Origin of the sequence: Hyalangium sp. (assembly GCF_045802625.1) — a bacterium.
Classification (GTDB): Bacteria; Myxococcota; Myxococcia; order Myxococcales; family Myxococcaceae; genus Hyalangium.
In genome coordinates this window covers 256,139-270,068 of record NZ_JBJMQP010000039.1, presented here as the reverse complement: position 1 = coordinate 270,068, position 13,930 = coordinate 256,139, and the positions used below count along the sequence as shown (strand labels likewise).

General features: G+C 69.1%; 14 protein-coding genes. 12 read left to right on the top strand and 2 right to left on the bottom strand.

Going from position 1 to position 13,930, the window contains the following annotated elements; all coding sequences use genetic code 11:
• Window positions 1-16: 16 nt before the first annotated feature.
• From ACJ8AT_RS07230 to ACJ8AT_RS07175, 12 genes are all read left to right on the top strand, one after another.
• Window positions 17-1,078: a hypothetical protein gene (locus ACJ8AT_RS07230; protein WP_407736884.1), complete on the top strand. Its 1,062-nt coding sequence runs from the start codon at window positions 17-19 to the stop codon at window positions 1,076-1,078.
• A 176-nt stretch (window positions 1,079-1,254) separates the two neighbouring features.
• Window positions 1,255-1,902: a cytochrome c3 family protein gene (locus tag ACJ8AT_RS07225; RefSeq protein WP_407736883.1), complete on the top strand. Its 648-nt coding sequence runs from the start codon at window positions 1,255-1,257 to the stop codon at window positions 1,900-1,902.
• A complete protein-coding gene (locus ACJ8AT_RS07220; protein ID WP_407736882.1) occupies window positions 1,890-4,847 on the top strand; it encodes a TAT-variant-translocated molybdopterin oxidoreductase in 2,958 nt (985 codons plus the stop codon). Before ACJ8AT_RS07225 ends, ACJ8AT_RS07220 begins: the two co-directional genes overlap by 13 nt.
• Window positions 4,844-6,277: an NrfD/PsrC family molybdoenzyme membrane anchor subunit gene (nrfD, locus tag ACJ8AT_RS07215; RefSeq protein ID WP_407736881.1), complete on the top strand. Its 1,434-nt coding sequence runs from the start codon at window positions 4,844-4,846 to the stop codon at window positions 6,275-6,277. Before ACJ8AT_RS07220 ends, nrfD begins: the two co-directional genes overlap by 4 nt.
• Complete coding sequence (locus tag ACJ8AT_RS07210) at window positions 6,274-6,801, top strand: DUF3341 domain-containing protein (RefSeq protein ID WP_407736880.1); 528 nt, start codon at window positions 6,274-6,276, stop codon at window positions 6,799-6,801. The genes nrfD and ACJ8AT_RS07210 overlap by 4 nt, the downstream gene beginning before the upstream one ends.
• A complete protein-coding gene (locus ACJ8AT_RS07205; RefSeq protein ID WP_407736879.1) occupies window positions 6,798-7,580 on the top strand; it encodes a c-type cytochrome in 783 nt (260 codons plus the stop codon). The genes ACJ8AT_RS07210 and ACJ8AT_RS07205 overlap by 4 nt, the downstream gene beginning before the upstream one ends.
• Window positions 7,577-8,782: a hypothetical protein gene (locus tag ACJ8AT_RS07200; protein WP_407736878.1), complete on the top strand. Its 1,206-nt coding sequence runs from the start codon at window positions 7,577-7,579 to the stop codon at window positions 8,780-8,782. The genes ACJ8AT_RS07205 and ACJ8AT_RS07200 overlap by 4 nt, the downstream gene beginning before the upstream one ends.
• Complete coding sequence (locus tag ACJ8AT_RS07195; RefSeq protein ID WP_407736877.1) at window positions 8,775-9,134, top strand: hypothetical protein; 360 nt, start codon at window positions 8,775-8,777, stop codon at window positions 9,132-9,134. The genes ACJ8AT_RS07200 and ACJ8AT_RS07195 overlap by 8 nt, the downstream gene beginning before the upstream one ends.
• Entirely contained in the window at window positions 9,131-10,180 is a 1,050-nt protein-coding gene (gene coxB, locus ACJ8AT_RS07190) for a cytochrome c oxidase subunit II (RefSeq protein ID WP_407736876.1), read from the top strand. The genes ACJ8AT_RS07195 and coxB overlap by 4 nt, the downstream gene beginning before the upstream one ends.
• Window positions 10,161-11,798 carry a cbb3-type cytochrome c oxidase subunit I gene (locus tag ACJ8AT_RS07185; RefSeq protein ID WP_407736875.1) on the top strand — a complete coding sequence of 546 codons (1,638 nt, stop codon included), beginning with the start codon at window positions 10,161-10,163 and terminating at the stop codon, window positions 11,796-11,798. The genes coxB and ACJ8AT_RS07185 overlap by 20 nt, the downstream gene beginning before the upstream one ends.
• Window positions 11,788-12,438: a cytochrome c oxidase subunit 3 family protein gene (locus tag ACJ8AT_RS07180; protein WP_407736874.1), complete on the top strand. Its 651-nt coding sequence runs from the start codon at window positions 11,788-11,790 to the stop codon at window positions 12,436-12,438. The genes ACJ8AT_RS07185 and ACJ8AT_RS07180 overlap by 11 nt, the downstream gene beginning before the upstream one ends.
• Window positions 12,439-12,459: 21 nt before the next feature.
• Window positions 12,460-12,870 carry a cytochrome C oxidase subunit IV family protein gene (locus ACJ8AT_RS07175; RefSeq protein ID WP_407736873.1) on the top strand — a complete coding sequence of 137 codons (411 nt, stop codon included), beginning with the start codon at window positions 12,460-12,462 and terminating at the stop codon, window positions 12,868-12,870.
• Window positions 12,871-12,885: 15 nt separating this feature from the next.
• Here the strand turns inward: ACJ8AT_RS07175 and ACJ8AT_RS07170 are convergent, their stop codons facing one another.
• Window positions 12,886-13,443, bottom strand: a complete 558-nt coding sequence (locus ACJ8AT_RS07170) for a hypothetical protein (RefSeq protein WP_407736872.1) — start codon at window positions 13,441-13,443, stop codon at window positions 12,886-12,888.
• 11 nt (window positions 13,444-13,454) lie between these two features.
• On the bottom strand, window positions 13,455-13,832 hold the full coding sequence (locus ACJ8AT_RS07165; RefSeq protein WP_407736871.1) for a sensory rhodopsin transducer: 378 nt from the start codon (window positions 13,830-13,832) through the stop codon (window positions 13,455-13,457).
• Between the last annotated feature and the right edge of the window lie 98 nt (window positions 13,833-13,930).

The following is a 13,930-nucleotide window of genomic DNA, read 5'->3' as shown; positions in this document are numbered from 1 at the left end:
AATCTAGAAAGCTGCCATGAAGAACCCCGTCGCTGCTGCTGAGCGTTGCCCCTCTGGGGTGAAGCAAGCCCTGTCCCTGGCATGCCTGTTCACGGCGTGCCTCCTCGTGGCGTGTCCCTCGGACACGACCATCGTGGATCCTCCCCCGCCGACGAATGTCGCCTGCGGGGATCTGCAAACGGGGCTCGAGGGAGGGGCGGTACCGCCCACGCTGTCAGCGACGGGGCTCTTCCAGGACATCAAGGCTCGGACGCTCGCGCCGGGTGTGCGCACGTTCGAGCCCACCTACAAGCTCTGGTCCGATGCAGCCGAGAAGGTCCGGTACGTGCAACTGCCGGATGGGTGCGCCATCGAGACCAGTGACATGGATCACTGGGTGCTCCCGGTGGGCGCGAAGCTGTGGAAGGACTTCACTGTCGACGGGAAGCTCGTGGAGACACGCTTCATCGCGCGCTACGGGACGGGGCCCAAGGACTTCATCCTCGCGGCGTACGCGTGGCGCGAGGATGGGTCTGACGCGGACTATACGCAGTACGGCGTCGTCAACGCCCAGGGGACGACGCACAACATCCCCGCGGCCAAGCTCTGCACCACGTGCCACGGCTACCTGCCAGAGCGCGCGCTGGGCTTCAGCGCCCTGCAGCTCAACCACGAGGGGCCTGGGGTGACGCTCAAGACGCTGGTGGCGGAGGGCCGGCTCAGCACGCCGGTGCCGGAGATGAAGGTGCCCGGTGACGCGCTCACGTCCGCATCGCTCGGCTACCTGCACGCCAACTGCGGCAACTGCCACAACCCCCAGGGCATCGAGTTCAACAACCCGTTCACCCTGCGGCTCTCGGTGAACGACGCGACCGTGGAGGACACCGGGCTCTGGAAGACGGCCCTGGGCGTGCCGGTGGAGAAGTTCGTCACGCCGGGCGTCACCATGCGCGTCAACCCGGGCAACCCGGACGGCAGCTGCATCGTGCACCGCATGTCCATTCGCGGGACGACGGAGCAGATGCCGCCCATCGCCTCGAAGATCACGGACGACACCAGCCTGACGATGATCCGCGAGTGGGTGCAGGGGCTGCACTGAGCTGGACGGGGACGATGGCGGCTACGACTTTCGTCCAATGGATGGCCCAGGTGTGTGGACTGTCCGACTCCGCGGGTTCAGCGAGCGTGGCCTAACCGACAGGGGCTCTAACAAGTCGCATCCCCAAGCACCGCACCTCCGTTAAGTGGAAGAGGTCCACTTCTTCGCGGCGGTGTATGGGGCTTTTTCCTCCGGCCACTGACAATGTGCTTCGCGGCGTGCTCGCCGTGTTGGCTGGAGTCCCGGTGGTGGCGACCGCCGGGTTGATGCTGATGGCCCGCAGTCCGCTGGGGACTGCCTCGTTCGAGCCTGTCGAGCAGCCCGTGAAGTTCGATCACCGTCACCACGTGGGTGATGATGGGATCGACTGCCGCTATTGCCATGAGGGTGCGTGGGAGGGGCCCTTCGCGGGTGTGCCTCCCACCAGCCGCTGCATGGGCTGCCACGCGCAGATCTGGAACCAGAGCCCGCTGCTGGCTCCGGTGCGTGACAGCTACTTCAAGGACCGGCCCATTGCGTGGAACCGCGTCCACCGGCTGCCGCACTTCGTCTTCTTCAACCACTCCATCCACGTCCACAAGGGCGTGGGGTGCGTGAGCTGCCACGGGCGCGTGGATCAGATGGCGCTGGTGCAGCAGGTGGCTCCGCTCACCATGGAGTGGTGCCTGGAGTGCCATCGGGATCCCACCCCGCACCTCCGGCCGCTCGAGCACATCACCGACATGTCCTGGCGGCCTGCCGGCGACCCTCGAGACACGGGCCGCCGGGTGGCCCAAGAGCTGGATGTCGCCCCTCGCACCGAGTGCATCACATGCCACCGCTGAAGGATCGATTCCCGCTGCCGGTGTTGTCGGATGCGCCCTCGGCGTGGCGCAGTGTGGAGGAGCGTCGCGGGAGCGAGCCGCCGGGAGCGGATGAGTTTCCACCGGGAGCCTCCGAGCCGCCGCAAGGAGTCTCTCGCCGGACCTTGCTGGAGCTGGCGGCCTTCGGGTCTGCGGCGCTCGGGCTCTCGGGCTGCTTCCGCCCCGCGCCCGAGAAGGTGCTGCCGTATTCGCAGCAGCCCCCCGAGCTGACGCCGGGTGTGGCGCTGCACTACGCCACGGGCCTGGAGCTTGCGGGCCACGTGCGCGGGCTGGTGGTGCGCAGCAACGAGGGCCGCCCCACCAAGGTCGAAGGCAATCCCAGCCACCCGGAGAGCCTCGGGTCCGCGGGCGCGCACGAGCAGGCCTCGCTGCTGGGGCTGTACGATCCGCACCGTGCTCGCGAGGTGCGCCACCGGGGCGCGGCGGCCTCTCGCGCGGAGCTGTTCGCTCGGCTCGAGCAACTGGCCCAGCGCACGGATGGAGGGGCCGGGCTGCGGCTGCTGGTGGAGCCCACGGCCTCGCCGCTGTGGGCCCATACCTTCTCGCGCGTGCTGGAGCGCTACCCACGCGCGCGCGTGGTGCCTTTCTGTGCCGCGGAGGTGGGGCACGCGGGTGAGGGCGCCCGTCTGGCCTTCGGACGCCCGCTCAGGATGCTGCCGCGCTGGGATGCTGCGCGCGTGGTGGTGTCGCTGGAGGAGGACTTCCTGTCCACGCTGCCGGGCAGCCCGCGCTCGGCCAGAGAGTTCGTCTCGGGCCGTGCGGCCCGGCTCAACCGGCTGTGGGTGGCGGAGAGCCACCTGAGCCTCACGGGGGCTTTCGCGGATCAACGGCTGCGGGTGCGGCCCTCTCGGATGCCGCTGCTGGCGCGTGCGCTTGCGGCGGAGGTGGGGCGTGCGCTCGGGCGGCAGGGGCTCACGGGGCTGGCGGAAGGGGCAGGGGGCTTGAGCGAGCCGGAGCGGCGCTGGGTGTCGGCGGCGGCTCGGGATCTGACGTCTCATGCAGGCGAGGCGCTCGTGGTGGTGGGGGAAGGGCAGCCACCCGCGGTTCACGCCTTGGCGCACCTGCTCAATGACTCGCTGGGCTCTGCCCGGACGCTGCGGCTGGTGGAGGAGACACGAGTCCCCGGGCCTGACGCCTCGGCGCTGCCGAAGCTCGTGGAGGAGCTGCACGCCGGGGCCGTGGACACGCTGCTCATCACTGCCTGGAACCCGGTGTACCGCGCTCCGGCGGATGTGCCGTTGGCCGAGGCGCTCAGCCGGGTGGAGCACGCGGTGTACTGCGCGCTCGAGGAAGACGAGACGGCCGCCGCGTGCTCCTGGTTCGTCCCCTCCACACACCCGTACGAGGACTGGGGAGACGGCCGGGCCGCGGATGGCACCACCACGATTCTTCAGCCGCTGATCGCTCCGATGTTCGAAGCCGCGACTCCCCCGCTGGACGTGATGGCGGCGTTCACGGGCGAGCTCGCGGCGTCTCCCTACGAGCGGCTCCAGGCCCTGTGGCGCGGGAGGTCCGCCCAGCCCGAGCGCTTCCAGGAGACATGGGAGGGCTGGTTGGCGGAGGGAGTCATCCCCGGCACACAGCTGCCCGAGGTGCAAGCGCGGGTGGACGGGGCGGCCGTGCTCACGGCCGTGCGCGCCCTGGCGGCTCCCGCGAGCGAGGGCCTCGAGCTGCACTTCGTGCCGGACCTCAAGCTCTACGATGGGCGCTTCGGCTCCAACCCGTGGCTCCAGGAGTTGCCGGATCCGCTCACCCAGCTCACGTGGGACAACGCGGCCTGCGTGAGCCCCGCCACCGCCGAACGGTTGGGCCTGAAGCGCGGCGCTCGAGTCCGGCTGGAGCTGCGAGGCCGTTCCCTGGAAGCGGCGGTGCTGATTGCTCCCGGGCAGGCCGATGACACGGTGACGCTGCCGCTGGGCTATGGGCGCACCCGAGGCAGCCCCGTGGCCGTGGGGGTGGGCTTCAACGCGTATGCGCTGCGGCCTCAGGACGCGCTCGGAGCCGCCAGCGGCGTGCGCCTGACTCCCGTGGAAGTGCCCCACGAGTTCGCGCTGGCGCAGGACCATTGGCGGATGGAGGGCCGCCCGCTGGCGCTCCAGACGAAGCAGTCCGAGTTCCAAGCCCACCCGGACGCGCTCCACGGGATGCAGGAGCCCGAGGAGCACCTCTATCCGCCACCCCCGCCGCTCCAGCAGCCCACCTACCGCTGGGGCATGGCGATCGATCTGCACCGCTGTACCGGGTGCAGCGCGTGCGTGGTGGCCTGCCAGGCGGAGAACAACATCCCCGCGGTGGGCAAGGAGCAGGTGCGGCGCGGGCGGGAGATGCACTGGCTGCGCATCGACCGCTACTTCCTGGGGGACGAGCACGACCCAGGCGTCATCACCCAGCCGCTCATGTGCGTGCACTGCGAATACGCCCCTTGCGAGTACGTGTGCCCCGTCAACGCGACGGTACACTCGGACGAGGGGCTCAACCAGATGATCTACAACCGCTGCATCGGCACGCGGTACTGCTCCAACAACTGCCCCTACAAGGTCCGCCGCTTCAACTACCTGGACTATCAGCCGAACCGTCCACAGGACCGGATGTACCGTAACCCACAGGTGACGGTGCGCTCGCGCGGGGTGATGGAGAAGTGCACGTACTGCGTGCAGCGCATCGAATCCGCCCGGATCACCTCTCGCGTGGAGCACCGCCCCATCCGCGACGGCGAGGTGCGCACCGCCTGCCAGCAGGCCTGTCCCACCGAGGCGATCGTCTTCGGGGACCTCAATGACTCGCAGGCCGCCGTCACCCGCCTGCACCAGGATCCCCGCCACTACAAGCTGCTGCACGAGCTGGGCACCGAGCCGCGCACGGTGCACCTGGTGCGGCTGAAGAACCCCGACGAGGCGCTCGGATGACCCAGCCCGCTCCCAAGGCGCCCGTGACGGCCGATCCGCTCGTGGCGCATCCGCTCATTCTGGGCCGCCACTCGAATGAGGAGCTCAACGCGTCGCTGTTGCGGCCGGTGCTCGCTCCGCCAGGGCGCGGGTGGTGGGTGCTCGTGGGCCTCTGCTCGGCGCTGGTCGGGCTCCTGGTGGTGGCCATCGGCGTGACGCTGGTGAAGGGGATTGGCAGCTGGGGCAACAACATCCCGGTGGCCTGGGCCTTTGGCATCATCAACTTCGTCTGGTGGATCGGCATCGGCCACGCCGGCACGCTGATCTCGGCCATCCTGCTGCTGTTCGGCGAGAAGTGGCGCAGCTCCGTCAACCGCATGGCCGAGGCCATGACGCTGTTCGCCGTGGCGTGCGCGGGCCTCTTCCCGCTGCTGCACCTGGGGCGGCCGTGGAAGTTCTACTGGCTGGTGCCGTACCCGAGCTCGCTGCGCGTCTGGCCGCAGTTCCGCTCGCCGCTCACGTGGGACATCGTGGCCATCCTCACGTACCTCACGGTGTCGGTGCTGTTCTGGTACCTGGGGATGCTGCCGGATCTGGCCTCGGCGCGAGACACCGCGAAGGAGACGTGGAAGCGCCGCGCCTGGGGCCTCCTCGCCATGGGGTGGCGAGGCAGCGCCCGGCACTGGCTGCAGTGGCGCGCGGCGTACGTGGTGCTGGCGGGGCTGGCCACGCCGCTGGTCGTCTCGGTGCACACCATCGTGTCGTTCGACTTCGCGGTGGCCCAGCTCCCGGGCTGGCACAGCACCATCTTCCCGCCGTACTTCGTGGCGGGCGCCATCTTCTCCGGGCTGGCCATGGTGCTCACGCTGCTCATCCCCGCGCGGCGGGTGCTCAAGCTGCACCATGTGATCACGGACGCGCACCTGGATGCGCTCGCGCGGTTGCTGCTCGTGGCCGGGCTCTTCGTCGCGTACGGCTACATGCAGGAGCACTTCCTCGGCTGGTACAGCGGCAACGAGTACGAGATGCACGCGATGAGCATGCTGCGCGTGGGCCCGTACGCTCCGCTGTTCTGGACGGTCATCTTCTGCAACGTGCTGGTGCCTCAGCTCTTCTGGAGCCCCAGGCTGCGCATCCAGCCGGTGGTGCTCTTCATCGCCGGGTTGCTGGTGAACCTGGGCATGTGGCTGGAGCGCTACATGATCGTCGTGACTCCGCTCACCGAGGACTTCCTGCCGAGCAGCTGGAGGGCCTACGCGCCCACCTGGGTGGACCTGAGCCTGCTGGCGGGGACGCTGGGATTGTTCGGCCTGGGCTTCCTACTGTTCCTCAAGCTGCTGCCGCCGGTGCCGGCCAGCGAGGTGAAGCACCTGCAGCACGAGCTGGAGGCGTCCGAGGCCTTCGCTCGGGAGATCTCCGCGCGGGATGAGACGGCCGGAGGGGCGGGATGAAGCACTGGGTGCTCGGAGAGTTCCGCTCGCCCGAGCGGCTGGTGGAGGCGGCGCGGGCCCTGCGCGAGCGCGGCTTCGTGCGGCTGGATGCCCATACGCCGTTCCCTGTGGAGGGGCTGGATGAGGTGCTGGAGCTGAAGTCCTCGCGCCTGCCCGCGTTGGGGCTGGTGGCGGGGCTCTCGGGAGCGGTGGGGGCCTATCTGGTGCAGTGGTTCACCCAGGGGGTGGACTGGCCGCTCAACGTGGGAGGACGGCCGCTGCACGCCGCGCCGGCCTTCATCCCCATCACCTTCGAGTCGGCCGTGCTGGCCGCCGCGGGCGCGGTCTTCCTCGGCGTGTTCGTGGCCTGCGGCCTGCCGCGGGTGACGCACCCTGTGTTCGAGCTGGAGTCCTTCCGCAGCGCCAGCGTGGACGGCTTCTGGGTGAGCGTCGCGGTGGACGAGGCGTCCCAGCGCGAGACGGTGTCCGAGACGCTGCGCACGCTGGGAGCGGCGCAGGTGTCGCAAGTGGAGGGGGGGCAATGAGGACGGGCCTGCTCCTGCCTGTCGTGACCGCGCTGGGCCTGGCCGCCTGTGTGGACCGGGACCCGATGCAGCAGCAGGAGCGCGACGATCCCTTCTCCGCCGACTCCTACTTTCCGGATGGACGGGCCATGCGGCCCACGGTGCGGGGCACGGTGGCGCAGGAGTGGCATCGCCAGCAGGCGGCGTTCATGGTCCACCAGAGCCCGGATGCCGGCTGGGTGGCGAGGCCTCCAGTGGCGCTGAGCCGCGAGCTGCTCGAGCAGGGCCGGAGCCACTTCGACACCTGGTGCGCTCCGTGCCATGGGCTGCTGGCGGATGGCCAGAGCGTGGTCGCGAAGAACATGCAGCTGAGGCCCGCGCCCGCGATGTTCGGACCGCTGCACCGGGTGCACCCGTCGCTCAGCGCCTCGCAGCTCGATGGAGGCACTCCAGACGCCGGTGCCTGGGCGGAGATTCCAGGGTCCGCGATCAGCCCGGATGCAGGGCTGAGGGACGCGGGCGTGGTGTCCGGAACCAGCGGTGGAGCGGGCAGGGGATGGACCGGACCGGTGCCGGCGGGCTGGGAGGCGCTGCCGCATCCGCCGGGCTTCTACTTCGCGGTCATCTCCGAGGGGTACGGACTGATGCCCTCCTACGCGGACGCGCTCACGCCCTCCGAGCGCTGGGCCGTGGTGGCCTATCTGCGAGCGCTCGCCTTCAGCCAGTTGGCGCCCGTGTCGGCCGCGCCGCCGGCGGTACAGGCCTCGCTCCAGCAGGGGAACACGGGAGGTGCTCCATGACCACGGTGCTTCCTCGCTTCGAGGGCGGCCGGCGCGAGCTGGGTGTCTCGTTCGTGGTGGGAGTGCTGGGCCTGGCCGCCACGCTGGCCGGTGGCTTCGTGAACCCCCGGGAGGCGGCCCACGGCTACCTGTTCGCCTTCGCCTACTGGCTGTCCTTGTGCCTCGGGGCGCTGATCCTCCTGTCCGCCTTCCACGCCGCGCGTGCGCGTTGGCCCACCGTGCTGCGGCGGCCGTTGGAGGTGATGGCGGCGTGCTGCCCGCTGTTCATTCTCCTCTTCGTGCCGGTGGCGGTGTCGATGCCGCACCTGTTCCCCTGGGTGTCGCCCTCGCCGGAGCTGGGCGAGCACGCGCTCCACCTGCTCGAACACAAGCGCCCCTACCTCAACGTTCCCGCGTTCTTCGTCCGCGCCGTCCTCTACTTCGGGGTGTGGTGCGCCGCCTCGCTGCTGCTCTACCGCTGGTCGGTGCGCCAGGACTCGGAGCCCGAGCGCAGCGAGCACCTGGTGCGGATGACGCTGTGGCAGCGGCGGCTGGCGGCGGGCTCGCTGCCGGTGGTGGTGGTGTGCCTGTCGTTCGCCGTCCTGGACTGGATGATGTCCCTGGAGCCGTTCTGGGAGTCCACCGTCTACGCGCTCTACGTGGGGTGCGGCGCGGTGGTGGGCGCGATGTCGGTCATCGGCATCCTGGCGGCCGCGGGACAGGGGCAAGGGCAGTTCGGCGCGCTCATGAGGTCCGTGCATTTCCGGAAGCTGGGGACGCTGCTGCTCGCCTTCGTGTGCCTGTGGGCCTACTGCGCCTTCTCGCAGTTGCTGCTCATGTGGATCGCCAACCTGCCGGAAGAGATCCGGTGGTACCGCGCTCGGCTGGACGGTGGCTGGCGCTGGCTGGCGGCGCTGCTTGCGGTGGGGCACTTCGCGGTGCCCTTCCTGCTGCTCCTCCAGCGGCGCATCAAGGAGAGTCCGCGACGGTTTGCCCTCGTGTGCGCGTGGCTGCTGCTCATGCACGCGGTGAACATGTACTGGCTGGTGCTGCCAGCGCTGCACCCGAGGCAGTGGTATCCGCACTGGACGAGCCTCACGGCCTTCATCGGCGTGGGCGGCCTGTTCGTGGCGGCCTGCCTGTGGCTGGCGCGCGGGGGCTACACGGTGCCGGTGCGCGATCCATTCCTCCTCCACTCGCTGCGGGTGCCGAGCCATGAGTGAAGGGTTCACGCCCACTCCGCCGCAGCACGACCGGCTGCCGAGCCGGCTCATCCTCATCGTGGGAGGAGGCTGGCTGGTGCTCGTCGTCCTGGCGGTGCTGGCCGTCCGGTGGTGGGAGGGCAAGAGCCAGCCCCGAGAGCGGGCCGGGACTCCGTCTCGGATGGGCGAGGCGGAGATTGGCATCGTCAACCAGCGGCCCTTCGCGTTGGAGGATGAGGCTTCGAGCCTGCGAGCGGAGCAGGGGGCGCGGCTGGAGAGCTACGGCTGGGTGGACCGTAAAGCGGGCGTCATCCACGTGCCCATCGAGCGCGCCATGGAGCAGGTGCTGGCGGAGGAGGGGAGAGGGCCATGAGCAATCTGCTGCGGCACCTCCTGTTCCTGCCCCGGGCGGGCTCCACGCTGGCGGACCGCGTGGACCGCATCCACTTCTTCGTCATCATCACCACCTTCGTGGTGGGGACGTGCATCGGGCTCACGGGGCTCGTCTTCCTGATCCGCTTCCGGCGCCGGCACGCGTTCACCTTCACGCCGAAGGTGGAGGCTCCCATGTGGCTGGAGGGCCTCTTCATCGGGGTGCCCCTGTTCTTCTTCCTGCTCTGGGGCGTGATGGGCTTCCGCGACTACGTCTGGGCGAAGAGCCCGCCCGCGGGGGCGATGGACGTCTACGTCACGGCCAAGCAGTGGATGTGGAAGTTCGCCTACCCGGACGGCCTTGGCAGCGTGAACGAGCTGTACGTGCCGGCGGGGCGCCCGGTGCGGCTGCTGCTCACAGCGCGAGACGTCATCCACTCTTTCTATGTGCCCGAGTTCCGGCTCAAGCAGGACGCACTGCCCGGGCGCTACACGGAGACGTGGTTCGAGGTGAAGGCGCCAGGGCGCTACCAGGTGCTGTGCGCCGAGTACTGCGGGCTGGATCACTCGCAGATGCGCGCCGAGGTGGTAGCGCTGGAGCCGGGCGAGTTCGAGGCGTGGCGCGCCCGGCAGAAGCCGCTGCCCACGCCCGGAGCGGGGGAGGCGCCCGTGGTGGAGTCCGGCTCGGACGCGCCGGGGCCGATGGCCGAGCTCGGGCGCACGGTGGCGATGCGGAAGGGGTGTTTCCAGTGCCACACCGTGGATGGAACACCGCACATCGGGCCCACGTGGTTGGGGCTCTACCAGCGCGAGGAGCCCCTGCAGTCTGGCGAGCGGATCCGCGCGGACGTGGCCTACCTCACCGAGTCGATGATGGACCCGGCGGCCAAGGTGGTGGCGGGCTTCAACCCGGTGATGCCGACCTTCCACGGGCGGCTGAGCCCGGCTGAGGCGGCCGCGATCGTGGAGTTCATCAAGACACTGCGACCCGAGCGCCCCGTGCCTCCGGCCGCGCAGGAGCCCAAGTATGTCCCAGCCCAGCGCTGAGCCGGCGATGCCCGAGCGGCACTACCTCAACGCCGAGCGAGGCGTGTGGTCATGGCTCACCACGCATGATCACAAGCGCATCGGGTTGATGTTCCTGGGCGTGCTGCTGCTCATGTTCCTGCTGGGCGGCGTCTTCGCCATGGCGCTGCGCATCGAGCTGCTCACCCCCGGACGGACGATCATGGGGCACATGGCCTACAACCGCGCCTTCACCCTGCACGGCGTGGTGATGGTGTGGCTGTTCCTGATCCCCTCCATCCCGTCGTCATTCGGCAACTTCCTGCTGCCGCTGATGATCGGCTCGAAGGATGTGGCCTTCCCACGCCTCAACCTGGCGAGCTTCTACCTCTACGTGCTCGGGGCGGCGATCGCGCTGTGGGGCATGTTCGAGGGCGGCGCGGACACTGGGTGGACCTTCTACACGCCGTTCAGCACCGCCACGGGGACGGCGGTGCTGCCGGTGCTGCTGGGGGTCTTCGTGGTGGGGTTCTCCACCATCCTCACGGGCCTCAACTTCATCACCACCGTGCACACCATGCGGGCCCCGGGCATCACGTGGATGAAGATCCCGCTGTTCGTGTGGGCCATCTACGGCACGTCCATCATCCAGGTGCTGGCCACGCCGGTGCTGGGCATGGTGCTGGTGCTGGTGATGCTCGAGCGCGTGGCCGGCGTGGGCCTCTTCGATCCCGCTCGGGGCGGCGACCCGCTGCTGTACCAGCACTTGTTCTGGTTCTACAGCCACCCGGCCGTCTACATCATGATCCTGCCGGGCATGGGCGTGATCAGCGAGATGGTGTGCGCCTTCTGCCGGAAGAACCCGTTCAGCTACAAGGTCATCGTGGTGAGCACGGTGGGCATCGCCTTCGTGGGCTTCCTCACCTGGGGCCACCACATGTTCGTCTCGGGCGAGTCCGCGCTCGGCGCCGGAGCCTTCAGCGTGCTGTCCATGCTGGTGGCCATCTTCACCGCGCTCAAGATCTTCACGTGGCTGGGCACCATGTACCGGGGCAGCATCTCGATCACCGCGCCGTTCATCTACGTGCTCGGGTTCATCTTCCTGCTCTTCTTCGGAGGCATGAGCGGGGTGGCCGTGGCCGTCACCTCGGCGGACATCCACTGGCATGACACGTACTTCGTGGTGGCGCACTTCCACTTCATCATGGTGGGCGCCTCGCTGATGGCCTTCGTCGGGGGGCTGCACTACTGGTTCCCGAAGATGTTCGGCAGGCGCTACCCGGAGGGGCTGGGGATTGGCACGGCGGGGCTCATCATCTTCGGCTTCATCGCCACGTTCCTGCCGCAGTTCCTGCTGGGCAACATGGGCATGCCGCGTCGCTACGCCGACTACCCCGAGCGGTTCCAGTCGCTGCACGTGGCGTCCACCGCGGGCGCCTCGCTGCTGGGCTTTGGCTTCCTGATCATCGCCATCTACCTGGGCTGGTCGCTGCGCTACGGGCGCGTGGCGGGGCGCAACCCGTGGGAGAGCCGCGGCTACGAGTGGGTGAGCGAGTCGCCTCCTCCCGAGTCCAACTTCCACGAGCAGCCCGCGTTCCCCCATCCGCCGCACGACTACTCGCGGCCCGATGTCTCTCCGGAGGTGGGCCGTGCAGCCTGAGCAAGCCATGAGGCCCGTGGTGCCGCAGGCCGAGCACTTCGGCGATGAGGCGTCGCGCCAGGACGCGGCGCACCTGGGCATGTGGATCTTCCTGGCCACCGAGGTGCTGCTGTTCGCGGGCCTCTTCGCCTCGTATGCGATGTACCGGCTGGCATATCCGGAGATATTCCACCAGGCGCGCGAGCACATGGAAGTGACGCTGGGGACGATCAACACATACGTCCTGGTGAGCAGCAGCGTGCTCGTGGCGCTGGCGATCGCCTCCATCCGGAGCGGGAGGGAGCTGGCCGCCAGCGCCTTCCTCGTGGGAGCGGTGCTGCTGGGCATCACCTTCCTCTGCATCAAGGGCGTGGAGTACGCCCACCACGCGCGCGACAAGGCCCTGCCCGGTGCCCACTACGCCTTCCACAAGTTCGCCGTGCCGGGCGCGAGCCTCTACTTCACCCTCTACTGGATCATGACAGGCGTCCACGCCGTACACGTGACGGTGGGTATTGGAGTGCTCTCGGTGCTGAGCTTCCAGACGCTCTCGGGGAAGTTCAACGCGACCTACCACACGCCGCTGGAGCTGGGCGGCATGTACTGGCACCTCGTGGACGTCGTCTGGTTGTTCCTCTGGCCGTTGCTCTATCTGGCGTGACGGGATGCGGAGGATGCGCGCATGACAGGGACTCGGAGCGAGAGCGAGAAGCACAAGCCCCACGGTGGCTTCGGCAAGGCCCTGCTCGTGGGCGTGGGGCTGCTGGCCCTCACCACGCTCTCGTATGGGCTGGCGCACCTGCACCTGGGGCAGTGGGGAGTCGTGGTGGCGCTGGCCATCGCGGTGACGAAGGCGACCCTGGTGGCCTTCTTCTTCATGCACTTGTCGGAGCGCCCGGGTGGGCCTCGGCTGGTGGTGGCTACCTCGCTCGCCTTTGTCGTCATCCTGGTGGGGCTGATCCTCGTGGAGGCCAGCGACCGTCCCACAAGCGTGCTACCACCAGGGCCTTTCTCGGCCGAGACACTCCCGGGGCTTCAGGACGAGCCCAAGGCGGCGCTCAATCGCGAGCCTCCCAGCGAGCAGACGCCCTGAGTCCGAAGCAGGAGATCAGCCCACCGCGTGGCGAGCACCGTGGACGGCTCGGCGCATCCGGTCGAGCGTCGTCACGAGCCCGCGCGCCGGCACCACCGCTCCGAGCGACGCGCCGAAGGCCAGGTGCAGCAGGAGCAGCGCGGCATGCGGCATCTCTCGGTCGAGCGGAGGCGAGGCCCACGGAATCACCAGGGCGGGCATGACGACCTGAAGCGCCAAGCCCATCAGCACCCCGAGCATCAGCGCCGCCGTCCCGGTGCCCCCGCGCGGAAGCAACATCGCGAAGAGCGTGGCCAGTCCTCCCGCGGTGGCCACGTGCACTCCCAGCCCGAGGAGCACCGCGAGTGTGCCGTTCGGAGCCTCGCGCTGGAAGACACCTCCCGCCAGCCGGGCCGCGTACCAGAGGTCCCCATGCGTGAGCACTCCCAGGGGAAGCGCCAACGCCGCCATGACCACGGCGCCGAGCATCCCCGCGATGGCTCCCGGCACCACCACATCCCGGAAGAGGTTCCAGTGCTCCGCCTCCTCTCGCGTGGCTTCGATGACCTGCTTGGCGTGCTGGGTGCGTTCCATGGGGCCCTCCGTCAGTCGATGGGGAAGGCCATCGTGGAGATGAGCGCGAGCTCAGCCTGCCTCGAGTCGAGCCGGGTGTGCTGCACCACGATGGGGACATTGGACGAGATGACGCTCGCGTAGTCGGTGTCGCGAGGAACGGGCACGGGATCGCTCAGATCATTGAAGCGCACGTGCTGGGTGCGCCGGGCCGGGACTGTCACTCGGTAGGGGCCCACCGGCTCCCGGTCCTTGAAGAAGAGGGTGATCTCCACCTGGGCGTCCTGGTCGGACGCGTTGAGTAGACAGGCCGTCTCGTGGCTCTCCATCGCTCGGCCTTGCCCCGTGCTCTTGCCGGGGATGTAGCCCTCGGCGATGGCCCATACCTTGCGGCCGATGGTGGTTGGCATGTCTTGTCCCTCTCTCTGAAAAGCTGGACCTGATGCGCGCGGCGTGCAGGACCCGGCGTGAACGTCGCTCGGGAGAGCCTGCTGTCCTCCCTGCTCAG